Consider the following 26,845-nt stretch of genomic DNA (forward strand, 5'->3'; position numbering starts at 1 on the left):
ATGACATAAAAAACACAGATTGCTTCGTCGTAGCTCCTCGCAATGACGTGTTTTTTGTATGTTATTCTTTTTTATCATGTGGTGGAATTATTTTTGCAGATAAGCTTCTTCCAATTCTTCTTTGCTTGGGAAGGTTACTTTTGACCATTTTTTAATAACTACACCATTCTGCATCAACAGTACGCCCGGATTGGAACGCACCATGCTTTTTAATGGCACGGCATCAGCATAGAAAGCCTCCAGTACCAGATCCATTTCTTCGTTAAGCCGGTTGGCTATATCGGATGAACTTGCTGTGAGCAATACAGCACGTAGGTTGTAATCAGAAGACAAATCACGGATGGTAGTGTTGATTCTGTCCAGTGCAATAATATCGGCAGTGGAAAGTTTGTCTACATAGGTGCTGACGACCACGAAATTGTAATAAGGATTCGTGATGATTTCATCCGTCATGTCATTGCCTTCGGCATCTGAAATAAAGAGGTCAGGGATAGGGATCTGATACCCTTTTTTAACTAAGTGGGAACTGGGTTCGCCTATTACTTCCCAGTTTTCATCTTCCCAGATACCACCCATATATTCTTTATCGGTTACATCTTTTGTTTCCCCGGTGCTTGTGTGTTTGATCGTATAGATGAATTCATAAACATCACCTTCTTCACCCTCTGGCAATACACGTAAGGAAGGTATATGATGACCTTCTTTATAAGGTAAGAAGTCGATGAAAGGCAAGAAAAATACGGTATAAATACCAATGCCAAAAGATATGAGGAAAACCATAAAAGTGACAAAGCCTCTTCCGGTACCTTTAGCCATAATCGGCTGGATGTGGTCTTTATACTTGAAAATAATCAAGATAAAGGCGAGTAGTACCAAGTCCTTGATAAACGATTGCCATGGAGTCAGTGGAATGGCGTCGCCAAAGCAACCACAGGAGGTTACTACCTCAAAAAAAGCAGAGTAGAACGTCAGGAAAGTAAAAAAGATAATGAGGAGTAATAGCCCCCAAGCCACTTTCCGTCGATAAAAGCCCAATAGCAGAAAAGCACCTAAGATGATTTCCAATCCACAGATGATAACAGCCAGCCAAGTGCTGTAATCATTCAGAAAATCCATTTTGAATACATGGAAATACTCTTGTAGCTTGTAGCCAAAGCCCATGGGGTCATTTGCTTTTATCAGTCCGGAGAAGATAAAAAGAATGCCTACAAAGATTCTGCTAATGTTTAAGAGAATATCTGCCGTTTGTGTTTTCTTTCGGGTAGGGGTAAAATTTGTCTCCATCTGCTTATTTTTTATTGGCCACTCCAAGTTTAATCAATGCAAATACAGCATAGTTCAGCATATCCTGATAGTTGGCTTTTAGTCCTTCGGACACGAGGGTTTGACCGTTGTTGTCTTCGATCTGTTTCACACGGTATAATTTCATCAGAATAAGGTCAGTGAGCGAGGAAATGCGCATATCGCGCCATGCTTCGCCGTAGTCGTGGTTCTTGGCAAACATCAGGTCGCGTGTTTCATCAACCTTTGCTGTGTATTGTTCATCTACAAAGGCATAATCCAAGTTTTCACCTTGTTCTGCGGGAATTTCCAGTTGCATCATGGCAATTATACAGTAATTCACAATACCGATATATTCGTCCAAAATGCCTTCACCAACCTTGGAAATTTTCTTTTCCTCTAAGGTGCGGATGCGCTGCGCTTTGATATAGATCTGATCTGTAATGGAGGCAGGACGCATAATGCGCCAAGCGGTGCCGTAGTCTTTGGTCTTCTTTAAAAATAAATCCTTGCAATGGCTAATTACGCTGTTGTACTCTGCCGTTGTATCCATATCTGATGTTTGCTGTTAATGAATGTTACAAACCTAAATAAATTCACCTTGATATGCAATATAATAGCGTCAGCATATAATCAGAATATGATGCTGATTGAAAAACCTTTGATGAAAGATGATAAAAATTATCCCTATTTTTGAGTTTGACAGAAATGAAGATGAAAAAGTTTGATACCATAGCTTATCTACAGAAAGGCAGTGCTGTACAGCAACAGGCTTTTCGGGTATTGCAGGATTATCAAATAATGGAAAAATTGGGAAAGTTTCAACCGCTTTTAATCGGCACAGTTCCGATAGATATTGCTGTTGAAAACAGTGATTTGGATATAGCATGTACCACCTTGGATTTGAAAGGCTTTAAAGAGGAAGTGTCAAAACAATTCGGAGGCTTTCTTGGCTTTACTATTAAGGATACGTTTATTCGGGAGGAGATTGCCGTGGTTGTAAATTTTACCATATCAGCATTTCAGATAGAGTTGTTCTGCCAAACTATACCTGTGAAACAACAATATGGCTATCGGCACATGATAAAAGAATATGCTATCTTAAAAGAGCGGGGAGAGGCGTTTAGACAGCAAATTATCAGGTTAAAAGCACAGGGGATAAAAACCGAACCAGCCTTTGCTCAATTATTGAATATATCGGGCGATCCTTATGAGGGGTTGCTTCAGTAATAAGAAAACATGAAAATTTTTAAACCAGAAATACGCGATGTTAATATCACCCGTTATGTGCAACCCTTTCGTGAGGGAGGCTCGTTGCCTGCGTTGGTTGATGCGGATGATGGCTTTAGTTACGTCATTAAATTTAGGGGTGCCGGACAGGGTAAGAAAGCACTTATCGCCGAATTGATCGGCGGGGAGCTGGCGAGGTTTTTAGACTTACGGATGCCGGAAATGGTGTTTGCTGAACTGGATGAGTCTTTTGCCCGAACGGAGCCTGATGAAGAGATACAGGATTTACTGAAATTTTCAGTGGGGAAAAACCTTGGTGTACATTTTCTAAATGGCGCGATTACCTTTGATGCGAATGTGGATAAGGTAGGAGGCGAAGAGGCTTCTAAAATCGTATGGTTGGATGCTCTGTTGATGAATGTAGACCGTACAGTGAGGAACACCAATATGTTGATATGGCATAATGAACTTTGGCTTATTGACCATGGCGCTTCCCTGTATTTCCACCACAGTTGGGATAATTGGGCGGAGCAGGCAACCAAACCTTTTGTGCAGATAAAGGATCATGTACTGTTACGTTTTGCGGATGCGGTACAGCAAGTGGATGATACCTACAAAACCTTATTTACGGAGGAAAACCTGCGTAATGTGTTGTCTGTTATCCCCGATGAATGGTTAGTGGATGAGAGCAGAGGGTTGCAGGCTGCAGATGCACGCGAGGTGTATCTGGAGTTCCTTATGAAGCGATTGGAACATTCGGCAAATTTTATAAAGCAGATTGAAGATGAACGAAAGAACCGTATATGAGTATGCCGTGGTAAGGGTTGTGCCACGCGTGGAACGGGAGGAATTCGTAAACGTGGGGGTGGCACTATACTGCAAGAAAAAGAAATATGCCCAAGTCAAGATTTATGTGGACGAGGCAAAGTGTAGGGCGTTATATCCTGAGATCGATCTGGAGCTTATCAAAAAGCACCTGGACTCTTTCCAATATATCTGTGTAGGTGATAAGCGTGGTGGAAAGTTAGCCGCTTTAGAATTACCGGAGCGCTTCCGTTGGCTGACAGCAAAACGTAGTACCTTGATACAATGCTCTGTTACCCATCCGGGGTTGTGTGTAGAACCGGAAGAGACTTTGCAGGAACTGTTTGATAAATTAGTTCTATAGAATTAATGGATTTTTAAAATCTAATCTTACCTTTATAGGATATTGATTTTAGTAGAATAAAAGTAATGTCGTCGTCATTGCGAGGAAACGAAGTCCCTCCTGAGGCGGGAATGACATTAAAACGCAGATTGCTTCGTCATGCTTCCTCGTCCCGAATGCTTTCGGGAACGCGTTTTATGATTAATAGAGTTTTGTCATATTCTTGAAGCATTAACATTAAAGCCTTCTGCGAAAGGTTTTTTAGAATATAATAAGGAAGATGTCAGCAAAGATGGAAGATTTCTATAAAAAGATATATCAAAAACAGCTTGAGGTACAAGATATGCCCAGCAACAAACGTATTGCGTCTTGGGCACAAAATCTGTTAAACATGTTGTTTCCCGAGCGGAATTCCTCGGCCTTTCAAGGTGTAGAGGATGTGCGTAAAGCGTTTGAACATGCCGAGAAAGAGCTTTTAGAGTTGTTGGAAAAGACCAAAGCTTGTTCTCAATGTGATAACCCATTGATTGCAAAGCGTTTTTTCGAAACACTGCCTGAGGTTTATCAGACTATGTGGACAGATGCGCAGGCTATTATGGACGGCGACCCTGCGGCCAAGAGCATCCGGGAAGTTATCCGTACCTATCCCGGGTTTACGGCAATATGTATTTATCGTATCGCCCATCAACTTTGGGAGGCTAAGGTGCCACTTATCCCACGTATTCTGACCGAGCATGCACACTCGAAGACTGGTATAGATATTCATCCCGGAGCAAAAATTGGCGAGTACCTGTATATTGACCACGGGACCGGGCTGGTGATTGGCGAAACCTGTATCATTGGCAATCACGTGAAACTTTATCAAGGCGTTACTTTAGGGGCTTTAAGTGTAGAGAAGAACCTGGCCAATGTGCAACGTCATCCCATCATTGAAGACCATGTCATTATCTATGCCGGAGCAACTATATTGGGTGGGCAGACTGTGATAGGGCGCCACTCAATTATCGGTGGAAATGTGTGGCTGACTTCCAGTGTAGATCCTTATACAACAGTTTATCATCAGCCTACATCCAAGTTTGTGTACGATAGAATGGAATCGTGAAATTGGTTAATTGTGGAATATCGGTTTAAACCTCAATCGGTTCGTCATTTTGTCGATTAATCGATTCAACAAAAAATAAATATGAAGAACTTAATAGATACCATTGGAAATACGCCGTTGGTTGAAATAAAACATTTGCATAATAACCCAAAGGTAAAAGTCTTTGCAAAACTCGAAGGCAACAACCCTGCCGGTTCTGTAAAAGACCGTGCGGCGCTGAACATGATACGGTCGGCCTTGGAAAGAGGAGAGATTAATCAGCAATCCAAGCTTATTGAAGCTACTTCTGGAAATACAGGAATAGCCTTGGCTATGATTGCTTCGCTGTATGGTCTGGAATTGGAATTGGTTATGCCAGCATCTTCTACCCGTGAACGAACCTTGACTATGGAGGCTTATGGGGCTAAGGTTACCTTGCTGGACAATATGGAGGTTTGCCGGGACTACGCCGAAGAGAAAGCTGCTTCTGGAGAGTATTATATTTTGAACCAGTTTGCCAATCCCGATAATTACAATGCACACATTAAGACAACAGGTCCGGAAATATGGAAGGATACCAGTGGGAAGATCACACATTTCGTAAGTGCTATGGGAACTACCGGGACGATTATGGGTTGTTCTATATATCTTAAAGAACAGAATCCCAATATACAGATTGTCGGCTGTCAACCTACCGAAGAGTCATCGATTCCGGGTATACGTCGTTGGCCGGAGGCTTATTTACCTAAGATTTTCGATGCGTCGAGAGTAGACCGTATCATTGATGTCTCCCAAACGGAGGCTACTGCAAGGACAAGGGATTTGGTGCGTAAAGAAGGAATCTTTGCGGGTATGAGTACAGGAGGTGCTTGTCAAGCAGCAATACAGGTTGCTAATGAGATTGAGGAGGGAGTTATTGTTTTTATAGCTTGCGATAGAGGTGATCGGTATTTGAGCTCAGATTTATTTGGGTAGTTTTTTTGCCCCAGCACAGCTGGGGCAAAAAAACTACTGTGTATCCCTACTCCATATCTCATAAATAGGGTCACCTTTAGAACTTAACCCACTGTGATGCCATTCTCCATTTTTTATTTCGCCATCAAAACTCAAATGTGCATCCACTCGGGAATTATCGCGTGAGAAAAACAGAATATGTTCCCCATATTTTCCATCGATAAATGTGTAATGACCTCCGCCAGTGCCGGAGAACGTCTTTGCCCCCGGATCTATCGCCATCCATTGGAAATAGCCATCGACTAAAAGTTTAATGGTTTTGCGGGTGCCGGTTTGGTGAATCTGGACGATATTATCGCCCTGTTTGCGTCCTGTAATATGCCATAGCCCATCCAAATCTTGGTTTTTAGCAGCTTGTTTGACCAAGGTGATACCCCCGGTTTGCAGATTGTCGCCGTCTTTCGATACAGGAAATGTGAGTTCTTGACCAATGGTTGACAGGTCTTCCGTCATGTCATCATATTCTACTTTTAAAGTAATCTTTTGTCCGTCAAAAGTATAAGGTCCGCCCGTTGTGCCTTTATAGGTGTCATCGGTGTAGTAGATATGGGATAAATAACCATCCACCAATAGCCATAAGACGTTGGTGTCGCCACCTTTTCCTAAGTAGGCTCCTTGTAGATTGTTCGTTTGTTGTGCCAGTAGGAGTGAGCTGGATAAGAAAAATGTCAGTAAGAATGAAAAAAATGTCTTCATGGTTTCCTTTATTTTTGGTTGAACAATAAAAGTAGTAAAAAAACAAACTTATGGTGAATTTGTTTTAATACTCTAAAGGTATTGCTAATTTTGCTGACCAAATGAGATTCATGAAAATACGACATCCTTATATTTTAATATGCTTGTTGAGCGTATGTTTCTTCTTTCCAAGTAAGGGACAGCACATATCGCTACCGGTGGCAAAGGATACGACCTATAAAAGTTTTTCAAGTTATAACCAACAGGACTCGATTTCGGATTTTATCCGTACGGCCAGAGAGCCTCTTCGCCAGAAGAAATTCTGGCGTGCGGGTACTGAATGGTTTTTGGCGCAGGCTTTTCCAGCTACGTTTAATCGTTTTATTACCAAGGATCCATATTCTTATATTTCTTTTAAGAATTTTATTGACCACCAACGTCTGTCTGCTTGGGACTGGGATGATAATCAATTTACAACCAATCACCTTGACCACCCTTATCATGGGCAGCTTTATTTTAACTCTTTCCGGAGTAATGGTTATAATTTTTATGAATCTAGTATAGCGACTTTCGTAGGAAGTTATATCTGGGAAACGGGAGGGGAGACACAAGCGCCTTCGATTAATGACCTGGTGAATACAACTTATGGTGGTATTATATTGGGGGAAATTACGCACCGTATAGCCCGGAATATTTTAGGTCGAGGAAGTCGGGATCCGCGGTCGCGTACGGGGAATGAAATAGGCGCTTTTTTTGTCAATCCGGTTAACGGGCTGAATCGTTTGTTAGATGGAAAATGGGGAAAGGTGGATGAGTATAATGCCGTGGATTCTTCTACGATCTGGGCAGAGGTAAATATTGGAGTGCGAAGATTCGACACGAAAGAAGTAGACCTTTTGGAACGTGGAAAAAATGGGTCTTATGGACGGTTACGATTATGGTATAGTAATGGTGAACATAGTATCAAACGACCTTTTGACCAATTCTATGTGAATCTGGAGTTCGGTAAGGGAGACAGTACGTTTATCAATGCAGTGAATGTACATGCTTTATTGTATGGACACGAATTCTTTAGCACGAAGAAAGGTTCGCATTATGGAGTTCTCTCTGCCAACTATGACTTTTATAACAATGACGCTTTTTTCTATGGTGCGCAGAATCTGATATATAGTTGGAATTCGGAATTTCGTTATAAAAATAATAATCGACTAAATATGAGTGTGGGTGCAGGTGCTATCTTGCTAGCTGGAGTGCCAGACCCTTATCTCCTCTATGGAGCAAGCCGTAACTATAACTATGGCTCCGGAGCTGGCTATCGTTATCGTGGCGAGTTGAGTCTTTTGAATAGATTGCTGGTGACTGCTGATTATAATGGAGGGATTTTCTATACCATAAGTGGTAATAAATCGTATTATTTATTGCATGCTGGTACGTTGGAAGCCAGTCTGCGAATCATTAAGAACTTTTCAGTGAATGTGAGTTCGGGGTACTTTGCCTTGGAAGGGCATTTTGATGACGAACAGTATACCGATTTTAATCGACGATTTCCATTTGGGCGATTGTCTGTTGGTTATAATGTAAGGTTTTAAGAGGTTTGTGCCATATACAGCACAAATCTCTTAGAATTGTAAATGTTCCATATCTTTTTGAAAGATGTGACATTCGTTGACTGCTTTGAATCCTACTTTTAGATAGAGTTTCTTTGCATCGGGATTATCTTTATCGACCAATAGGCCTAACGTTTGCTTGCGCTTGTAGACATATTCATCGATAGCGTAGTGTAAAAGTTTCTTCCCAATACCTTTTCCTTGTGCATTTGTACTCACCGCTATGGTGTCGATATAAATTTCGCCAGCTTGCGTTTCTGCTTCCAGTAGAAAATCTTGTCCGTATTTTTCTTTTAGCTGCTGGAGAATAGGGCTTCGTAATTTATCCAGATCTTCACCCGGATAGAGACAAATCTGCCCCAGTATCTCACCTTTTTCTTCTGCAACAAGTATGTTTTCGTAGGAATACTGATTGCAGGGCTGTTCAATCCAATACTGTAAAAATGCTACTGCTTCCTGATAGTCACGCTTACCAATGAAATAGTAAATTATGTCTTCCATTGCCAGAAGCATGATAGACGCGAGCTGGGTCGCATCTGTAATATGGGCTCTTCGTAATGTAATCATATTCTAAATTATCTCTCTAACTTCTACGCCTGAGAAGCTGTTTAAAAATATAATTTTTACGTCATTTCGACGAAGAACGAGGAGAACCGAACGAAGTGAGTTCTGCGAAGCAAAATCTATGGACAAGAGAATCAAAACACAGATTATCACGTCGCTATCGTTCCTCATAATGACGTGTTTTGAGGTGAAAGCAAAAATTTAAACAGTCTCTAATCCGTTAAATATAAAACAAAAGCGGTTACAGGATATTCCTGCAACCGCTTTCCTTAAGTGAATACCTTAAATTTATTTGTCCAGTTTCTCGAAATCTGTGTATTGGATTTCTTTGCTGTTCAATTTGATGCTCTCTTTTAAGAAATCGAACACTTTTAAAGCTTTTGCTTCTTCAAATAAGCGGTTGGCTTGCTCTCTGTCTTGCAACAACTGCATAGCAAACTGGTTCAATTGCTCGTCAGTTGGTTCATCGTTGATGTTGTACATCTTGATTTGTGCATAGATTCTTTCTTTAGCTAAGTTAACCACCTCATCGTATTTCACTTCCAAGTTGTTTTTGGTAACGATGCGGTTTTCAATGATTGTCCATTTCAAGTTGCTCAAGAAATCTGCAAAACCTTCTTCCAACTCTTCATCAGTGATGTTCGGGTTGGTTGCTTTCAACCATTTTTTCAAGAAAGCTTCCGGGAATTTTACATCAACTTTCTCCATACCGAAAGTATAAAGATCGTTACGCAATTTTTGGTCAGCATTTTGTTTGAACAAGTTCTCTACTTCTTCTCTAACTTTAGCTGTAAAATCTTCTTCTGTAGTCACTTCGCCAGCAGGGAATAGCTTGTCGAAGAACTCTTGGTTCAAATCTGATTCTTCTAAACGGTTAATGTTTTTTACAGTAACTTTAAATTTGGTAACATCAAGATCTGCAGCTTCGTCTTCCGTTACACCTAAGATACGCGCTAAATCTTCTACTTTGAATGCTTTTTTAACATCAATTTTAACGCTATCATCTTTTTTCAAGCCTACCAAAGATTTTTTAATCTTCGCATCCTGGATGATGTCCGTACGTACAGAAGTTGTTTTTTCGATGCCTTCTTCTTTGTCTTGTTTCAAAGTAGCGTAAAGCACGTCACCTTCTTCAGACACTTCAGGGTTGGTCATCTTACCATAACTGCGGCGTAGGTTTTTGATACGTTCAGCAAGTGTCTCATCGTCAGCTTTGATGTCGTATGCTGTGAATTCTGTTTCAGCGGTGAAAGGAATTTCAAATTCAGGAGCGATACCGATTTCATAATTGAAGGTAAAGTTGTCCTTGAAATCCCAATTGTAGTTAGCGTCTGCATCGCTGTCTACTGGAAGAGGCTGGCCTAAAACTTCCAATTTGTTCTCGCCGATGTACTCAGAAATCTTGTCATTAACCACGCGGTTGATTTCATCGAATAAGATAGCTTTACCGTAGGTACGTCTGATGTGTCCTACTGGAACCATACCCGGACGGAATCCTGGTAATTTTGCTTTCTTAGCTTGCTCTTTAATGGCTTTATCTACCGAAGGGTTATAATCTTCTGGTGCTAATTCAACCGTGATGTTCGCGTTGACATCGTCAACTTTTTGGTGTGAAATATTCATACTCTCTTATCGCTTTTACGCATTATTACAAAAAAAATCCTCCCGAGTTATTAAGTTCGGGAGGACATCAAGTGCGGAAGAAGGGACTCGAACCCCCACGCCTTGCGGCGCCAGATCCTAAGTCTGGTGCGGCTACCAATTACGCCACTTCCGCAGTTATTAGGACTTTTATTGTGGCACAAAGATAGTAACCCTAACCTTATCTTGCAAGACTTTTTTAGATTATTTTATAAAAAATATTTTTTTGTCGAAATGTCTTGTATAAATGCTTTGTATTCATTTACTTTGTTTTTCAAAGTTCTTTGGTGTTTGTTTGCTCTCCTTGATGAGAATGGAGCAAAATAGAGCAGAGGCTTTTCTAAAGATAGGTTATACGATATGAATCAGCAGGATTTGATAAAAGAGATAGGTAATATACGCTCCTTGATGGAACGGTCCTCTAAAGTACTTTCTATTTCAGGATTGTCCGGTGTGCTGATCGGAATATATGCACTAGTTGGTGCAGCGGCAGCTTATTATATGGTGTATGGCTTTGATAGCCAATTTGCTTATCGCGACCATTACGTTACAGAGCCCGCTATTATTAGAAATCTGTTCTGGATAGCTTTAACGGTACTGTTGGCTTCGTTAACCACAGGACTGTGGATGGCACGTCGGAAGGCGAATAAGGCGGGGCAGGTCGTGTGGAATGCTTCCAGTAAAGCCATGTTGTTGGCAATGGCCATCCCGTTAATAACAGGAGGCTTGCTGGCATTGATATTCCTGTCGAAAGGCCTGTTCGGATTAATTGCCTCGACCTTGCTTATTTTCTATGGTCTGGCATTGACCTCTGCTAGTGTCTATACGTTTAAAGAAGTACGTTGGTTGGGTCTTTTGGAAATTGTGCTTGGACTTTTGGCATTGCTGCTTCCGGGATATGGATTATGGTTTTGGGTATTAGGGTTCGGGGTGTTGCACATTATCTATGGTTTTATTGTCCATAAAAAATACGAATAACGGTGAGTGTGGATTTCTCTTTATATAACAAGGTTTTCGAGAACCGTATTCGTCTACAGATCATGAGTGTGCTCATGGCCAATGAGGGATATGATTTTAGTTCATTGAAGGATTTGCTGGACGTGACGGATGGAAACCTGGCTTCAAACCTAAAAACCTTAGAGAAAGAAGGGTACATCACTGTGGAGAAAAGCTTCGTGGATCGAAAACCGAATACGCGTTATAAGCGTACGGATAAAGGAGCTAAAGCCTTTGAAAACCACCTCTCTGCATTGGAAAATTTGATAAAACAACAGTATAAATAATTTTTTTTATTCATAAACTTTGAAACACAAAGTACTTTAATAATTATAAAAATGGAAAATCAAAACATCCCTCCAGCATTCAATGCACCTCAACCGTCATTTTTCGAACGGTTGGCAAACTCTGTAATCGTCAAATTAGGTATTATCCTTTTTCTGGTGTTGCTCCTGCTTATCCCTATGGAGCTGATAAAGGATTTAATCGGAGAGCGTAAGGCACGTGAGCGTTCTGTAAGTTATGAAATTGCCAGTAAGTGGGGCAATCAGCAGGTGATTTCCGGGCCTATTATCGGGATTCCCTATCGTTATCAATATAGTGTGAGTACAACCGACGACAAAGGGAAGGTAAAAACGGAAACTGAGGTGGGACAAGATTATATCTTTTTAGCTTCTAAACAATTGCACGTGAAGTCGGTTGTAGAACCAGAATATCTTAAGCGCGGCATCTACCAAAGTGTGGTTTATAATGCTACCGTGGAACTGACGGGTAATTTTGATGAATTGGATTTACAGAAATTAGACATTAAGCCGGAGGATTTGGATTGGGCACATGCTAAAGTGTTCATTGGGTTAAGTGATCTTAAAGGTGTGAAGTCAGTTCCACAACTGACAGTGGATGGACAAAAGCTTGAGTTTCAGGTAGCGAATGGTGAAGTTTCGCTGTTTGAACAGACGATGGCAGCGGATTGGGATTTATCGGGTCAATCTACCAAACAGCGTTTTGCAATCCATTTGGATATCCGGGGATCGAAATCTTTTACTGTTTTTCCTACAGGCAACGAGACCGATATTGCGGTGTCGGGTAAATGGTCAAACCCAAGCTTCAATGGCGGTTTTCTTCCAGAGGAACGCACCGTTTCCGATCAAGATTTTGAAGCGACCTGGCGTATACCAAGTTTCAGCCGTAAATTTCCGCAACAATGGAAGGGAGCGAAAGGCAGACTCTACGAAATAGTGAACTATGAACCGGTCTATACCGAGTATGATTATCCTTCAACCGCTGTCGCAGTCGCAAGTGCAGGACAAAGTGTAGGAACATCAACAGAGCAGGATATGGTACAGGTTAACTTTTTGGAGACGGTGAACAATTACCAGAAAACTACACGTGTGGCGAAGTATGGTATCCTTGTGGTACTCCTCACCTTTACGTCGCTCTTTTTTACGGAGATCATCAAAAAGCAACGGGTACATATTGTACAATATGTACTGATCGGTTGTGCGATGGTGCTTTTCTACTCCTTGTTATTAGCTGTTGGCGAACACATTGGGTTTAACTGGGCTTATCTGTTGTCTGCATTGGCGACAATCTTGTTGATTGCTTCTTTTATTTATGGCATTACGAAGGATAAAAAAGTAGGTTTGGTATTCAGTGCGATACTGGCTACATTCTATGCGTTTATTTTCTTCCTAATGCAATTGCAGGATTATGCACTAATTGTAGGAACGATAGGCGTATTTATTATTCTCGCGGTGTTAATGCGATTTTCCATCAAAATCAATTGGTATCAATTCGAAAGAAAATAAAATCAGGAAACGAGCTGTCGTACCTCTACCAACGCTGTACGGCAGCTTATTTTCTTATAATCTATTAGCTATCATGCAACATTTTATATTTGGTTGGAAGTTCTACTGGACCTTTGTTTATATATTTTCTCGGCGCAGGTTTCTGAAATGGTGAGCGATTTCCTATCTTCGGGGTTAAAACGAGATAATTATGCGTAAAATATCCATTTTAGCGGCAGCCCTTGTTGTGAGTGCTTCGGTATTAGCACAACGGACTCCCGAAAAGATAATTGATAAGAGCTTGATTACAGAAAAATTGACACATTTGGGGAAAGACGTCATGACGCCTGAAAGGCTTTGGGAATTGGGACGGGTGTCGGCAGAGGGATTGTCGGCCGATGGAAAACAGGTAATTTATGGGGTTTCTCAGTATAGTTTTGGCGAAAATAAATCGGAGAAGAAACTCTTTGTGGCGCCTATTTCTGGCGGAGAGGCTACTCCTTTTTTACAGGAAAGCGGCGGCTCTGTAATCGAAATCGCCGAAAACGGTGATGTTATTTATTTGTTAAAAGGTCAACTTTGGTCCAAAAACCTCCATGGAGGCGAAGCAAAGAAACTTACCGATGTAGAAGGTGGGTTGGAAAATGTAAAGTTATCGCCTGATAAAAAACAGATTCTTTTTAGTAGATCGATGCTGGTAAAATCTTACCATAGCAAGGATAAATATGCTGATCTGGACAAATCGGATGTGTATGTTTACGATGATTTGGACTATAGGCATTGGGATAGCTTTAATGACGGACGTTTTAACCACCCTTTTGTGGCTTCTTATGATAACGGAAAAATAGGAGAGGCAATAGACTTGTTGAAAGACGAGCCTTACTACAGTCCGCAAGCACCGTTTGGTGGAGCAGAAGATTTCACTTGGTCGCCGGATGGAAAGGCAGTGCTTTACGTCTGCAAGAAAAAATTTGGTAAGGACTATGCGGTAAGTACCAATACGGATATCTATCGCTATGATTTAGATAGCAAAACGACGACCAACCTAACGGAAGGAATGAACGGCTATGATACCAATCCAACCTATAGCCCAAAAGGGAATCATTTGGCTTGGTTGAGTATGAAGACAGATGGTTATGAAGCGGATAAAAATGATATTATCGTTTTTGACAAAGCCAGTAGCAGACGCTTGAATTTGACAGCGCATTGGGATGGTACAGTAAATGGGTTTACATGGAGCAAAGATGGTCGTAAACTCTATTTTACGGCTCCAGTTCGTGGTACGGTGCAATTGTTTGCGGTAGAAATACCGAGTAACTTTGCACAAAACAGCCAGCCAAAAGTTGCGCAGCTGAGTGAAGGACAATTTGATATTGGAGGTATTGTGGGAGAAGTGGATGGTGGATTGATCGTAACATCAACTACGATGACCCGTGCAGCTGAGATTTATAAATATGATTTTCAGCGAAAAGCACTGTTGTCTATCACCGGTGTTAATGATGCAGCGTACGAGCGTATTGCGGAAACGAAGGTTGAAGGACGTTTCACCAAAGCTTCTGATGGAGCAGATTTGTTCTCCTGGGTTATCTATCCACCTGATTTTGATCCGAAGAAAAAATATCCAACATTGTTGTTCTGTCAGGGGGGGCCACAATCTGCTACCACATTAGGTTATTCCTATCGTTGGAATTTTCAGCTGATGGCCTCACAAGGCTATATTGTCATCTTGCCTAACCGCCGAGGTATGCCGGGATGGGGAGTGAAATGGAACGAAGATATCTCCAAAGACTGGGGTGGACAGGCTATCCGTGATTACCTTTCGGCTATTGATGACTTGGCAAAAGAATCCTATGTTGATAAAGAACGGATTGGGGCAGTGGGAGCCAGCTATGGCGGTTATTCTGTATTTATGTTAGCAGGTGTACATGAAGGTCGTTTCAAAACATTTATTTCGCACTGCGGTCTGTTTGATATGACTTCTTGGTATGGTACGACCGAAGAGCTATTTTTCGCAAATTACGATTTAGGTGGCCCATATTGGGATAAAAAAAATAGTAAGACGTATACCGACTTTAATCCTATTAAGCACATCGACAAGTGGAATACGCCAATTATGGTGATTCAAGGTGGGAAAGATTTTCGTGTGCCTATCGGGCAAGGGTTGGCAGCATTTCAAGCCGCGCAATTAAAGAATATCAAGAGCCGTTTGGTTTATCTTCCCGAAGAAAACCACTGGGTTTTATCGGGACATAATGCCCAAGTGTGGCAACGGGAGTTTTTCGGTTGGTTGAAAGAGACTCTTTAATACACAGATCGCCCGAAGCGCCTATAACTTCGGGCGATTTGTTAATAGAGGAGATAACCAATTCTATATCGACGAAGACACACTTTTTTAAGGATATTTACATTATTCCTATACTATTTACCAACCACCCTAAACACCAAATCCGCAACTAATCGAGCAGTACGGTTATCGATGTCGTATCGTGGGTTTAGTTCGGCGAAATCGATACTTCGGTATTTGGGTGAACGGATGAGCTTTTCGAAAATATGTAAGAAAAAATTGTCTGGAACGATACCATTATAGGCTGGCGCACTGACGCCCGGAGCATAGACGGATGCGAAAACATCCATGTCTATCGTCATGTATAAGTGGTCAATCTGTGCTAAGAACATGTCTATTTCTTCGATTATCTGTTGACGATTTTCACGATTAAAATCCTGCGCTTCTATCCATGTGCACTGTTTCTGTTGCATGGTTTGGAAGAGCGCCTCTGTATTGCTGATACGTTGAATACCTATAGGAAGGTAATGGAGGTATTCTTCCATTTGGGCAATCTGATAGAATCCTGTTCCCGAGGTTGCCTGGTTTTCTTTGGACTGGCGAATATCAAAGTGCGCATCAAAGTTGATGATGCCTATTTTGCCATTGTACGCTTCACGTAGGCCCAAATAGTGACCATACGTCACCTCATGACCTCCTCCCAGTATAATCGGGAGTCCGCCATGTTTTAGAATCAATGAAACGGCGACACCCAAAGCTTGCTGTGCTTCTTCGAGTTGTTCGTCTTCACAAATAATATTCCCTGCATCTATCAATCTTCGATTGTTATCACCTTGCAATGGTAGGTTTGCGCATATTTTGCGAAGTACCACCGGAGCCTCTGCGGCTCCCGTTCTACCTAAATTACGTTGTACACCCTCGTCGCATGGAAAGCCCAATAGTACAAAAGCTCCGTCTAAACTATTGGTTTCCCTTAGGTCAATACAAGATATAATCTGATGCCAACGGAGATGTTCCCCGCTTTCCCCATCTACCCGGCCAGACCAATCTGTTGTACAGGCAGGTATATAATATTGTTGAAATTGTGCGTGCATGTTTATTCGAATAGCTGATCTAATAGTTGATTATCAACTTCATTTGCCAAGGTGACCTGTAATGATTTCGTCCGGTTCAATTCCACCTCTATGGCTTTTCGCGCCTCTTTATTGCGTGCCCATGCCCGTCGTGCAATACCGTTGTTTACATCATAGAATAGCATGTTTTCCAATTTACGGTCAGCATCTTCACTGCCATCCAGCACCAGGCCGAAACCTCCATTAATCACTTCGCCCCAACCCACACCACCTCCATTGTGTATGGACACCCATGTTGCCCCGCGAAAACTGTCACCGATAACATTGTGTATGGCCATATCGGCGGTATAACGACTTCCGTCGTATATGTTGCTGGTTTCGCGATAAGGTGAGTCGGTTCCGCTCACATCGTGATGATCCCTTCCCAACACAATCGGGGCACTTATTTTTGCTTCGCGGATAGCCGCGTTAAAAGCCTTTGCTATCCGAATACGTCCAATAGTATCCGCATAGAGGATGCGTGCCTGCGAACCGACTACGAGCCTGTTTTGTTCGGCTTGTTCAATCCACTGTATATTATCAGCCAATTGCTGCTGAATATCCGTATAAGCATCTTGTTTGAGTTCTTGCAAGACCTGTAGTGCAAGCATATCGGTTGTTTGTAAGTCCTGTGCTTCGCCTGAAGTACAGACCCATCGAAAAGGGCCAAACCCATAATCGAAACACATAGGGCCTAAGATGTCTTGTACATAGGAGGGATAGCGGAAGTTGATGCCATCTGCCGCCATGACATCTGCACCTGCTCGACTACTCTCCAGAAGGAAGGCGTTGCCGTAATCAAAAAAGTAAGTGCCACGTGCAACATGCCGATTAATGGCTGCTATATGGCGGATAAGCGACTGTTGAACGGCTTGTTTGAATTGTTCGGGCTGTTCTGCCATTTGTTTTACAGCAGTTTCAAAGCTTAATCCTACGGGATAATAGCCCCCTGCCCAAGGATTATGCAGGGAAGTTTGATCAGAACCCACCGTCACGAAGATGTCGTGGTCGTAAAAGCTTTCCCATACATCTACAATATTCCCTATATAAGCGATAGAAGTAACTTCCTGATTTTTGACGGCTTGTTTTACCCGGGCAATAAGTTCAGGCATGTCATCGATCAACAGGTCAACCCAGCCTTGACTGTGGCGTTTCCGTGCTGCGGAAGGGTTGACTTCCGCACAGACGGTAATACATCCGGCGATATTGCCTGCCTTTGGTTGCGCTCCGCTCATTCCTCCTAAGCCGGAAGTTAGAAATACCTTGCCGCGGATATTGTCCTGCGGAGCTAACTTTTTGCGAAAAGCATTCATAACGGTAATGGTTGTCCCGTGGACGATGCCTTGTGGCCCAATATACATATAAGAACCTGCGGTCATCTGTCCGTATTGTGTAACCCCTAATGCATTAAACCGCTCCCAATCATCGGGTTGGGAGTAGTTCGGTATCATCATGCCATTCGTAACCACCACACGTGGGGCGTCTTTGGAGGAAGGAAACAACCCCATAGGATGCCCACTGTACAGATGCAATGTCTGCGTGTCTGTCATCTGGGACAAGTATTGCATTGTTAAAAGATACTGCGCCCAATTTTGGAATACCGCACCGTTTCCGCCGTAAGTAATCAGCTCATGCGGATGTTGTGCTACGGCAGGATCAAGGTTGTTTTGTATCATCAGCATGATAGCGGCGGCCTGTTGGCACTGTGCCGGATATACACTGATCGGACGGGCATGCATGGGATACCGTGGACGAAAACGATACATATAAATACGTCCGTAGGTCTGCAGTTCGTATAGAAACTCTTTCGCTAATTCCGCATGCCATGCGGCAGGGAAATAACGTAATGCATTTTGAAGAGCCAGCCGTTTTTCACTGGGTGTTAATATGTCTTTTCGGCGCGGTGCATGGCTGACGGTTTCGTCATATTTTGCAGGAGGCGGCAATGTCGCCGGGATTCCCTGTTGTATTTCTTCTTGGAATGTCATGTTAAGCTCCTTTCGTGAAGATTTGTTTTCCTTTTTTCCATACTTGCTCAGGCTGCAACGAACCTTGCAGGTAAGGGATATTTTGATAGTTGTCGGTTCTGTACAGGCTGAAATCAGCCAGTTCTCCGACGGCTAACCTGCCGCGATCGGTCAGGTTAAGTGCTTTTGCTGCGCGGAAAGTGAGTGCGGCAAATACTTCTGCGTTCGTCAATTTCTCAGCGGCGGCAAGAACGGCTGCTTGCGTCATCAATTGCCCCATAGGTGCAGAACCAGGGTTCCAGTCGGTGGCTATGGCCAGCGAAGCGCCTTTATCCAATAAGCGTCGCGCGGGTGTATACCCGCAGCCTAAGCCAAGTGATGCACCGGGAAGCGCTACGGCTACGGTATCCGATGCGGCCAATAGCGCGATCTCCTGTTCGGTTGACGCTTCCAGGTGATCCGCACTTACTGCTTGATATTCGACCGCTACAGCAGAACCCGAAGTGGAGAACTGATCCGCGTGTACCGTGATGTCAAAACCCATGGATCTGGCGGTTTCAAAGTAGGGTTTTATTTCCGCAGCTGAAAAAGCGCTTTGCTCGACAAAAGCATCAATTCTATTGGATAGCTTTTCTGTTCGCAATATCGGGAAGAGCTGTGTAGCGATTTCCTGAAGATAGCTTGCGGCATCTCCGTTATAGTCTTTGGGTTTCATATGTGCCGCTAAGCAAGTTGGAATTAGATCGACTGCTACGTGTTGCTGTGCAGTTTTTATGGCGCGTAGCATTTTCAGTTCTTCTGCAACCGAAAGCCCATAGCCACTTTTTACCTCGATAGTGGTGATGCCTTGTGCAAGCAATGCTTGGACACGGTTGATGATAGCATCCACGAGTTCGTCCTCGGTAGCCTGACGGGTGTGGCGCACTGTACTCCAAATACCTCCTCCTGCCTCGGCAATATCCAGATAGCTTGCTCCGGCATTGCGAAGGGCAAAATCGTTGGCTCTATTTCCTCCGAAAGCAATGTGGGTATGGCAATCGACATATCCGGGCGTACAGATCCAATGACCTGCTAATTGAAGGATTTCAACATCGGAAGATTGTTGATCCCGCAGCTGTGCAAAATTTCCGATTGCGGTGATGGTTTCTCCTTCAACTAATATGCCCGATTCCGTAATTATGTTTAGGGCACTATCTGTTAACGAACCTTTTAATGGAAGGTCTGTCAGGGATAATATTTGTTTGAATGGCCCTATAAGTTTCTTTTTCATCATCGTTGTTATTTAGCGTGTCCTATTTAAAAATAGAATTAAATACTTACGGTACATGACAAAAAATAATGTCATCGTCCTTGCGAGGTAACGAAGCAATCTGATGACATTAAAAACGCAGATTGCTTCGTCATACTTCCTCGCAATGACGCGTTTTTTTATGACTTATTCAGTTTTTTCATGTACTAAATTAAATACTTGATATTTTTTTCTTTTTGTCACGCTGAGCTTGTCGAAGCGCGATAAAAACAATACATGTTAGACAGGCTCTAAAATACTTTAAAAAGATCCGCATACTTACCGTAATAAGACAGATTGTGTGCCGATGCGGTTTGCTCGGCTATTTGTACTAACCTTCCCGAAGCGACTAAATCTTCGGCAGAAAGTAAGATCTGTTCCATGGGTTGATCCGCCGTAATATGGGGTATGACGGAACGAATCTCTTGATGCACCGCTTCTAATATCGACGACGACTTTAGTGGACGATGAAAATCGAATGCCTGTGCTGCGCAGATAAGTTCAATACTGAGGATTTTGCGTACATGCTCGATAACCTGTAAAAGTTTTCGTCCGCCTATCGATCCCATGCTTACATGGTCTTCCTGTCCCAAAGAGGTTGGAATACTATCCGCACTGGCAGGGAAGCATAGGCCCTTGTTCTCACTCGCCAGTGCAGCGGTGGTGTATTGCAGGATCATGAAACCAGAGTTTAGCCCTGTTTCACGGAGAAGTAATTTCGGAACGTTCGGTGTATCGCCCTCTAAGGACAAATATACCCGGCGATCCGATACATTGCCGATTTCGGAAATAGCCAAGGTGGCATAATCTATCGGTAGTGCTATTGGCTGTCCATGAAAGCTACCTCCGCTAATGGTTAGCTCTTCGTTAATGATAATCGGGTTATCGGTCACCGCGTTGATTTCGGTTTCTATCGTGTCTTTTAGGTGTAGCCAAGCGTTGCGAGATGCACCATGTATCTGTGGGATACAACGTAGGGAGTACGGATCTTGTACGCGGGAGCAATTTTTATGGGAAATGAGGATTTCTGAACCTTGGAGTACATTGTAAATTGTGCTGGCGACGAATTGATTGCCTTTGTGTGGGCGCAGTTGGTGGAGTTCTGTAAAGAACGGTTTGATAGAGCCGTTTAGACCTTCCAGCATCAACGAAGCAATCAAATCAGCATTTGACAATAAATTTTCCATCTCAATCACGGCTTTTACAGCATGCGCTGCCATAAACTGTGTGCCGTTGATCAAAGCCAGTCCTTCTTTTGCACCCAAGGTGATTGGCGATAATCCATAATGCGACAATACTTCTTCCGCGGTGGTAATATTGCCTTTATACCAGACTTTTCCCAGTCCGATCAGCGGCAGGAAAAGATGGGACAGGGGTGCCAGATCACCTGATGCACCAACAGAGCCTTGTTTAGGCACAACTGGGATAATATCGTTGTCAATATGCCAGCATATACGTTCTATGGTGGTCCACTGTATCCCTGAAAAACCCTGTGCTAACGCATGTACTTTGAGGATAAGCATCAATTTGGATAATTCTTTATCTATGGGATCACCGACACCTACCGCATGGCTTTTGAGAATGTTTTCCTGTAATTTTTTGGTGTCAGCCCGATTGATTAATGTGGTGCAAAGTGGGCCAAACCCGGTATTGATCCCGTAAACGACCTTTTCTGCATCGACAATCTGCTGTACGTATCGGGCGCTCCTTTCGATGGCCTCACGCGTCTCGTCTAATAGCGAACCTCTGCATGTCCCTTTGGCTATTTGCATAGCTATGGAGCTGGTTAAATGTTGTATGCCGTATTGGAAGTCTTTCATCTTGTTTCTTGTTGTTATTCCAAATTTAAGGGCTATATTTAATAATTATAAATACCATTATTGTTAATGATTGATTACAATGGGTTATCAAATTGAATTAAGACATCTCTATTATTTTAAGATATTAGCAGAGGAATTGCACTTTAGGAAAGCTGCTGAACGCTTGTTTATTTCACAGCCTGGTCTTAGTCGGCAGATTAAACAGATGGAGGAAATCTATCAAGTGGCTTTATTGGAACGCGGGAAAAGATACGTGCGTTTGACACATGCTGGTAGCTATTTAAAAAAGGAAGTAGACGATCTGTTTTCGCGACTCGATAAAGTTGAACGCGAACTGCGTTTTATGGGCGAACATCATGTGTCGGAGTTACGGGTTGGGTTTATTGGTTCGGCAGTACAATCGGTGTTGGCGCAGTTACTGATTACGTTGCAACAGGAATATCCATTGATGGAGATTGATCTGCAAGAACTTCCGAATGAAATGCAGGTGGCGAAACTGCTTAAGGAGGAACTGGATTTTGGATTTGTGCGCATTGATTATGTTCCGAAAGGACTTCAAGGAATTCCGGTACGACAGGAACATTTTTCGCTGGTTGTCCCCGAGAATTTTAAGGCGGATAGCTTGTCGTTGTATGACTTACGCCAAGAGCCGTTTATCCTTTTTTCAAAAGATTATAGCCATTCCTATTTTGACCTGGTCATGAGTATCTTTAAAGATGCAGGATTTGAACCGAATGTCGCGTTGCGTACGGTGAATGCCTTATCCATTTTCAATCTGGTGGAACAGGGGTTGGGCATCGCCATTGTTCCTGCGTCGCTCCAGAAGGGTTACACAACGAATGTAAAGTTTATTGACTTGGTCGATATTCCGCAACGCACTACGCTATGGCTGATCTGGAATGCGAATCTCAATAATGCGGCGATGAAATTATTCTTAGAAGCCGTGGAAAGAGAAAGACAGAAATAAAGCTGTATGATTATTATAAACCAATCACAACGACAACTACATCCTCGTTGCGATATGACGGGTGATAATTCGCTATCGCACCACTTCTTTTGTAATAGGCCAATTCTTCGTATACGGCCTTGCGTAATATGCCTTTTCCCTTGCCATGAATGAAACGGATCTCCGGGTAGTCCCAATAAATTGCGGCATCAAGCATCTCACGGAGCAAATCGATGGATTCGGCCAAAAGCTCGTCAGCTTCGTATTCATCCAATTGGTGGATAAAAGCATCAGCGTGTAAGTCTACTTCTTTCGGAGGACGGGGTAATTCTCTTGCCATTTTCCAAAAATAATACATAAATTTAGCTTTTCTAAGCACCAATTTAAAATGAAGAATATTCTTTCAGCGCTTGTTGTAGCGGTTAGTTTGAGCGCTCCGCTATATGCACAGCAGGATTCCGCCATGTTAAGTAAGATTTACCATGAATCTTTTTATAACGGACAGGCTTATGATAATCTACGCTATCTTACCAAAGAGATTGGGCATCGGATTGCTGGTTCGCCAAAAGCGGAAGAGGCTGTCCTCTGGTCTAAAAGTTTAATGGAAAAATTATCTTTCGATAAAGTATATCTTCAAGATGTGGATGTTAGACACTGGGATAGAGGCGAGGCTGAAAGAGCAGTAGTTGTCGGAACAAATGAAAAGCTGAATGTTCTTGCTTTAGGAGGGTCAGTTGCTACGCCTGCCGAAGGAATCGAAGCCGAGGTGCTTGAAGTGGAGCTTTTGAGTGATTTGCGGAAACACGGCGAAGAGGTATATGGGAAGATTGTCTTTGTAAACAAACCGTGGGAAGAATCGCTCGTGGAAACGGACGTTGCTTACGGACTGAATAGTGGACAGCGCAGCCGTGGTCCTGTAGAAGTTGCCAAATTGGGAGGGATAGCTTATTTATTCCGTTCGCTTTCATCATCTGCTATTGACGATTATCCGCATACGGGTGGGACACGTTACGTGGAAGGGATCGATAGTATCCCTGCGTTGGCGATTTCTGCTGTGGGTGGCAATAGGCTTTCCGATATTTTGAAGGAAAATCCGAAGACACGTTTATTTCTGAAAAACACTTCATCATGGAAAGGTATTGTTCACAGCCATAACGTAATTGCGGAATGGCGTGGAACAGAAAAACCTGATGAGATTATTACCATCGGCGGGCATATTGATTCCTGGGATGTGGGTGAGGGCGCGCATGATAACGGTACCGGCACGATGGGGACGCTGGACGCGATAAGGACATTGATGCAGTTAGGTTACAGGCCTCGGCATACGATAAGACTTGTATTTTATATGAACGAAGAGAATGGTGTCAATGGTTCGTTAAAGTATGGCGAAATCGCTAAAGAGAAAAATGAGAAAATTATTGCAGCTATAGAGAGTGATTTAGGCGGCTTCGCACCTCGGGGCTTTGATATTAAAGCTTCTGCGGAACATGTCGCCTGGATACAGCAGCAATGGAAACCCTTGTTCGAAGAAAAATTCTGGGTGTCCCGATTCTTGAAGGGCAGTCCAGGAGTGGATTCCGGCGTTTGGGGAAGACATTTTCCGAATACGGTGATGTTCAATTTCCGCTCGGATCCGCATCGTTATTTCGACCTCCATCATACAGCTAAAGATGTATTTGAAGCAGTAGATCGTCGAGAGTTGCAATCAGGAGTCGCTGCTATAGCATCCTTACTTTATTTGGTGGATCAACAGATTGACAAATTACAATAATGGCTTGAAAGGTGATTGGCGGATGTGCTCCAGTTTTATTTGGAAAAGAGCAGCCATTTTATGGCCTCTTGATTTGGCTTCGTCCGCAATTGGGCCCTCGAAAAGGGAATCTACTGTAGCGTCAAACAATTGAAGCCAACGTTCGAAGTGTTCCTGATGGATAGGTAATTGGGCATGGGGAGGAAAGGGGCGACCTTGGTAGGTGTACTCGTCCAGCAGTATGGTTTGCCAAAAGGTGTACATCTTCTCCAAATGCTTCGGCCAGTGCCCTTCCAGTTTCTCGTTAAAGATCGGGCCAATCAAATCGTCTTGCTGTACCGTCCCGTAAAAGGTGTTCACCAATCTCTTTATATCGTCCAGATTCTTAATATCCTGTTTTTCCATAATATCCTGTTTTACCTCTGAGTAGCTTTAGCAGCCCATTATTTCATGTAAAGTTACTCAAGTTTGCAGATATAAAATATGACCGTAGACATATTTGAAGATAATCCGTTGTGCATTGTGGTTTACGGTTGAAAAAATCCTACGTAACATGGAAACAATGACGACATACATAGTTATAAAGACAACATACATTAAAGCAAAGTCAAAAGGAATTAACAATGGGACTGTTGTGTTTTAGATTCGTGCAATGCTCTTTTTCTTGATGATATTTGTCTTTTTTGCATAGTGCATTGGAATTTTGCTGTTGTCATAGTGATTTTGCATGCACGTTATGTGCAGAACGATTATGTCTATTGTCTTTTGTATAGGAACAGTCTACAAGTTGTATTTGTTTGTTTGATTTAAAATGAAGATAGTGTTCTTTTAAAGAAATTTATATTTCGCTAAAGGCATGTTACGTAGCAAAACAACTAAGACACATTACTCTAACTGTATGAGTGTGTAAGTTATCATAAAGTCTATTGTATCTCTTGTTTAGAATATGTACATCACGAAAAGGATTGTCTACACTGTGCAATAAACAGTTGAGTCCGTGAATATGATCTTATACGGAAAGCATAGATATATTCTCATGTTATGGAAAACAGTTGTGTCTGTTGAGTTGTTCATGCGGTTCGGTAATATGTATATGTAGGGAGTTCTCTTGTATAACGTTAGCAAGATAAACTCATCTTTACTTGTGCAATTCTTTGTGCATTCAGAAGTAAAAAGCATCCTAATTTCAGTTTAAGCCATGCGTTTTTTTATTCATTAAATATTGATCACATAGTTAAATACATACATCAATAACTGAGTCGTGAACATTATCAACAAGTGGAATAGAGAAGCGGCTTACAGTTGTCAATCAAATCTTGTACATGAGATATAGGATAATTTAGAGGCGGTAATAAAAAAAATTGCCGCAAAAAGGCTTTTGCGACAATTCGATTATTGAGAAGAGATAATGATTATTTTTATTTAGAATGAATAAAAACAACAATTCAAAGGTAATATTAATCTACAGACTTTATGTTAATAATCGGAAATTAATGTTTAACAATCGGAAATTATTAGGATAATAGGTTTTTATTCTCTGGAAGTACGGTTTGATTTAAACAGGGTGAAGGTGTGGTGATAAATTATTTTTCAATAAATCAATTACTTATGTGTTTATTGTGTATTTAGGTTGTGATAAATAAAAAAACATTTCTATATTTGTGCCACACAAAACAAAGGTGATACCTTTTCGGGGTGTAGCGTAGCCCGGTATCGCGCCACATTTGGGATGTGGAGGTCGTAGGTTCGAATCCTGCCACCCCGACAAAAGCCACTGATAATCAGTGGCTTTTTCTATTTTCGGACATATTTCGGACAAATTATATCTGAATATTGATTATTCAATAACCTAAGCAAAGTTAAGTTAAGCTAGAAGAATAACCCTTCTTAAAGAATGATTGGAGCATAATGCTTGTTTCTATAGAGCGTGAAAAGTTCATCTTATTCTTATAAAAAATCAAGAGGGCTAGGAATCTTTTGCTTGTCTATGTCAGTGATATGAGTGTAGATCATAGTCGTTTTTATATTTTCATGACCCAATAACTCTTTTACAATTCGGATATCGATACCTGATTGGATTAAATGTGTGGCATAAGAATGTCGCAATGTATGTACAGAGCCTTCCGACTGAACATTTGCTTTGACCAATGCTTTTTTCAGAATCAACTGTACACTTCGTTCGCTATACTTGCCACCCTTCTCACCTTCGAAGAGGTACTCCTTTGGCTTGAATGCTTGATAATAATGTCTCAAAGTCGCCAGCAATTTGTCTGGTAATGATACAATCCGATCTTTATTACCTTTGCTTTGATGGATTCTGATAATTCCATCTGAAGATTTTATGTCTTTGATTTTGAGATTCAACAGTTCGCTAAGACGTAGTCCACAACTATAGATTGTCATCAGAATAGCCTTGTGTTTTAGATTTTGAGTGTTATCGAGAATATTTCTTACTTCTTCTTTTGAAAAGAATTTAGGTAATTTAGAAAAGGAGCGTTTCGGGTATAAGTAATCCAGTTGGATTTTTTTGTCCAATATCAGTTCGTACATCTTCTTGATTGCGCCCACTAATCCTTTTTGATAGGAAACACTAATTTTCCCATTTTGAACTTTTTCGTTTATAAACGCCTCAATATCTGACAGTGGAATTTCTTC

The 26,845-nt window shown here is 42.0% G+C and carries 24 protein-coding genes and 2 tRNA genes; 13 read left to right on the top strand and 13 right to left on the bottom strand.

Features of this window, described 5'->3' with window-relative positions; all coding sequences use genetic code 11:
- Positions 1–87: 87 nt before the first annotated feature.
- Both BM375_RS10095 and BM375_RS10100 read right to left on the bottom strand, forming a co-directional pair.
- Positions 88–1,284 carry a BT_3928 family protein gene (locus tag BM375_RS10095; protein WP_093365753.1) on the bottom strand — a complete coding sequence of 399 codons (1,197 nt, stop codon included), beginning with the start codon at positions 1,282–1,284 and terminating at the stop codon, positions 88–90.
- Positions 1,285–1,288: 4 nt separating this feature from the next.
- Entirely contained in the window at positions 1,289–1,834 is a 546-nt protein-coding gene (locus tag BM375_RS10100; RefSeq protein WP_093365754.1) for a DUF1599 domain-containing protein, read from the bottom strand.
- A gap of 161 nt (positions 1,835–1,995) precedes the next feature.
- On the opposite strand from BM375_RS10100, the gene BM375_RS10105 reads away from it, so the two are divergent.
- The 5 genes from BM375_RS10105 to cysM all read left to right on the top strand — a co-directional run bounded on the left by BM375_RS10105 (position 1,996) and on the right by cysM (position 5,714).
- A complete protein-coding gene (locus BM375_RS10105) occupies positions 1,996–2,511 on the top strand; it encodes a DUF4269 domain-containing protein (RefSeq protein ID WP_212611663.1) in 516 nt (171 codons plus the stop codon).
- 9 nt (positions 2,512–2,520) lie between these two features.
- Entirely contained in the window at positions 2,521–3,318 is a 798-nt protein-coding gene (locus BM375_RS10110; RefSeq protein ID WP_093365756.1) for a HipA family kinase, read from the top strand.
- The gene (locus tag BM375_RS10115) at positions 3,296–3,679 is read left to right on the top strand and encodes a DUF3037 domain-containing protein (protein ID WP_093365757.1); all 384 of its coding nucleotides are present in this window, start codon (positions 3,296–3,298) and stop codon (positions 3,677–3,679) included. The genes BM375_RS10110 and BM375_RS10115 overlap by 23 nt, the downstream gene beginning before the upstream one ends.
- A gap of 259 nt (positions 3,680–3,938) precedes the next feature.
- Positions 3,939–4,760: a serine O-acetyltransferase EpsC gene (epsC, locus tag BM375_RS10120; RefSeq protein WP_093365759.1), complete on the top strand. Its 822-nt coding sequence runs from the start codon at positions 3,939–3,941 to the stop codon at positions 4,758–4,760.
- Between the two features lie 81 nt (positions 4,761–4,841).
- Positions 4,842–5,714, top strand: a complete 873-nt coding sequence (cysM, locus tag BM375_RS10125) for a cysteine synthase CysM (RefSeq protein WP_093365760.1) — start codon at positions 4,842–4,844, stop codon at positions 5,712–5,714.
- A gap of 33 nt (positions 5,715–5,747) precedes the next feature.
- Here the strand turns inward: cysM and BM375_RS10130 are convergent, their stop codons facing one another.
- Positions 5,748–6,449 (bottom strand): hypothetical protein, encoded by a 702-nt coding sequence (locus BM375_RS10130; protein ID WP_093365762.1) that lies wholly within the window; start codon positions 6,447–6,449, stop codon positions 5,748–5,750.
- 110 nt (positions 6,450–6,559) lie between these two features.
- Here BM375_RS10130 and BM375_RS10135 point away from each other — a divergent pair, with 110 nt between their 5' ends.
- Entirely contained in the window at positions 6,560–8,017 is a 1,458-nt protein-coding gene (locus BM375_RS10135) for a DUF3943 domain-containing protein (RefSeq protein WP_244525874.1), read from the top strand.
- Between the two features lie 30 nt (positions 8,018–8,047).
- Here BM375_RS10135 and BM375_RS10140 read toward each other — a convergent pair whose 3' ends face one another.
- The 3 genes from BM375_RS10140 to BM375_RS10150 all read right to left on the bottom strand — a co-directional run bounded on the left by BM375_RS10140 (position 8,048) and on the right by BM375_RS10150 (position 10,376).
- Positions 8,048–8,602, bottom strand: coding sequence for a GNAT family N-acetyltransferase (locus BM375_RS10140; RefSeq protein ID WP_244525875.1), 555 nt, complete (start codon positions 8,600–8,602; stop codon positions 8,048–8,050).
- Positions 8,603–8,887: 285 nt separating this feature from the next.
- Entirely contained in the window at positions 8,888–10,222 is a 1,335-nt protein-coding gene (gene tig / locus BM375_RS10145; RefSeq protein ID WP_093365766.1) for a trigger factor, read from the bottom strand.
- Between the two features lie 72 nt (positions 10,223–10,294).
- Positions 10,295–10,376: transfer RNA gene (locus BM375_RS10150), tRNA-Leu, on the bottom strand.
- Positions 10,377–10,600: 224 nt separating this feature from the next.
- Here BM375_RS10150 and BM375_RS10155 point away from each other — a divergent pair.
- The 4 genes from BM375_RS10155 to BM375_RS10170 all read left to right on the top strand — a co-directional run bounded on the left by BM375_RS10155 (position 10,601) and on the right by BM375_RS10170 (position 15,328).
- Complete coding sequence (locus BM375_RS10155; RefSeq protein ID WP_093365768.1) at positions 10,601–11,218, top strand: hypothetical protein; 618 nt, start codon at positions 10,601–10,603, stop codon at positions 11,216–11,218.
- Positions 11,219–11,226: 8 nt separating this feature from the next.
- Positions 11,227–11,523 carry a winged helix-turn-helix domain-containing protein gene (locus BM375_RS10160; protein ID WP_398357867.1) on the top strand — a complete coding sequence of 99 codons (297 nt, stop codon included), beginning with the start codon at positions 11,227–11,229 and terminating at the stop codon, positions 11,521–11,523.
- 51 nt (positions 11,524–11,574) lie between these two features.
- Positions 11,575–13,044 (top strand): cell envelope integrity protein CreD, encoded by a 1,470-nt coding sequence (creD, locus tag BM375_RS10165; RefSeq protein ID WP_093365772.1) that lies wholly within the window; start codon positions 11,575–11,577, stop codon positions 13,042–13,044.
- 190 nt (positions 13,045–13,234) lie between these two features.
- Positions 13,235–15,328 (top strand): S9 family peptidase, encoded by a 2,094-nt coding sequence (locus BM375_RS10170; RefSeq protein ID WP_093365774.1) that lies wholly within the window; start codon positions 13,235–13,237, stop codon positions 15,326–15,328.
- 113 nt (positions 15,329–15,441) lie between these two features.
- Here BM375_RS10170 and hutG read toward each other — a convergent pair whose 3' ends face one another.
- The 4 genes from hutG to hutH form a co-directional block, all read right to left on the bottom strand.
- Positions 15,442–16,401 carry a formimidoylglutamase gene (gene hutG / locus BM375_RS10175; RefSeq protein ID WP_093365776.1) on the bottom strand — a complete coding sequence of 320 codons (960 nt, stop codon included), beginning with the start codon at positions 16,399–16,401 and terminating at the stop codon, positions 15,442–15,444.
- A 2-nt stretch (positions 16,402–16,403) separates the two neighbouring features.
- A complete protein-coding gene (locus BM375_RS10180) occupies positions 16,404–18,407 on the bottom strand; it encodes a urocanate hydratase (RefSeq protein ID WP_093365778.1) in 2,004 nt (667 codons plus the stop codon).
- A gap of 1 nt (position 18,408) precedes the next feature.
- Positions 18,409–19,659, bottom strand: a complete 1,251-nt coding sequence (gene hutI, locus BM375_RS10185; protein ID WP_093365781.1) for an imidazolonepropionase — start codon at positions 19,657–19,659, stop codon at positions 18,409–18,411.
- A 266-nt stretch (positions 19,660–19,925) separates the two neighbouring features.
- The gene (gene hutH, locus BM375_RS10190; protein WP_093365782.1) at positions 19,926–21,494 is read right to left on the bottom strand and encodes a histidine ammonia-lyase; all 1,569 of its coding nucleotides are present in this window, start codon (positions 21,492–21,494) and stop codon (positions 19,926–19,928) included.
- Positions 21,495–21,573: 79 nt separating this feature from the next.
- Here hutH and BM375_RS10195 point away from each other — a divergent pair, with 79 nt between their 5' ends.
- Positions 21,574–22,461 (top strand): LysR family transcriptional regulator, encoded by an 888-nt coding sequence (locus BM375_RS10195; RefSeq protein ID WP_093365784.1) that lies wholly within the window; start codon positions 21,574–21,576, stop codon positions 22,459–22,461.
- 13 nt (positions 22,462–22,474) lie between these two features.
- On the opposite strand, the gene BM375_RS10200 is transcribed toward BM375_RS10195, so the two are convergent.
- A complete protein-coding gene (locus tag BM375_RS10200; RefSeq protein WP_170852636.1) occupies positions 22,475–22,780 on the bottom strand; it encodes a Smr/MutS family protein in 306 nt (101 codons plus the stop codon).
- A gap of 48 nt (positions 22,781–22,828) precedes the next feature.
- Here BM375_RS10200 and BM375_RS10205 point away from each other — a divergent pair, with 48 nt between their 5' ends.
- Positions 22,829–24,211, top strand: a complete 1,383-nt coding sequence (locus BM375_RS10205; protein ID WP_093365787.1) for a M20/M25/M40 family metallo-hydrolase — start codon at positions 22,829–22,831, stop codon at positions 24,209–24,211.
- Here the strand turns inward: BM375_RS10205 and BM375_RS10210 are convergent.
- Positions 24,203–24,595 (bottom strand): group III truncated hemoglobin, encoded by a 393-nt coding sequence (locus BM375_RS10210; RefSeq protein WP_093365788.1) that lies wholly within the window; start codon positions 24,593–24,595, stop codon positions 24,203–24,205. The two genes, BM375_RS10205 and BM375_RS10210, sit on opposite strands and share 9 nt — an antisense overlap.
- A gap of 1,286 nt (positions 24,596–25,881) precedes the next feature.
- On the opposite strand from BM375_RS10210, the gene BM375_RS10215 reads away from it, so the two are divergent.
- A tRNA-Pro gene (locus BM375_RS10215) sits at positions 25,882–25,955 on the top strand.
- Positions 25,956–26,137: 182 nt separating this feature from the next.
- Here the strand turns inward: BM375_RS10215 and BM375_RS10220 are convergent.
- A partial coding sequence (locus tag BM375_RS10220; RefSeq protein ID WP_093365790.1) for a tyrosine-type recombinase/integrase occupies positions 26,138–26,845 on the bottom strand: 708 nt, incomplete at its 5' end.

Source organism: Sphingobacterium wenxiniae, from assembly GCF_900116225.1.
Classification (GTDB): Bacteria; Bacteroidota; Bacteroidia; order Sphingobacteriales; family Sphingobacteriaceae; genus Sphingobacterium; species Sphingobacterium wenxiniae.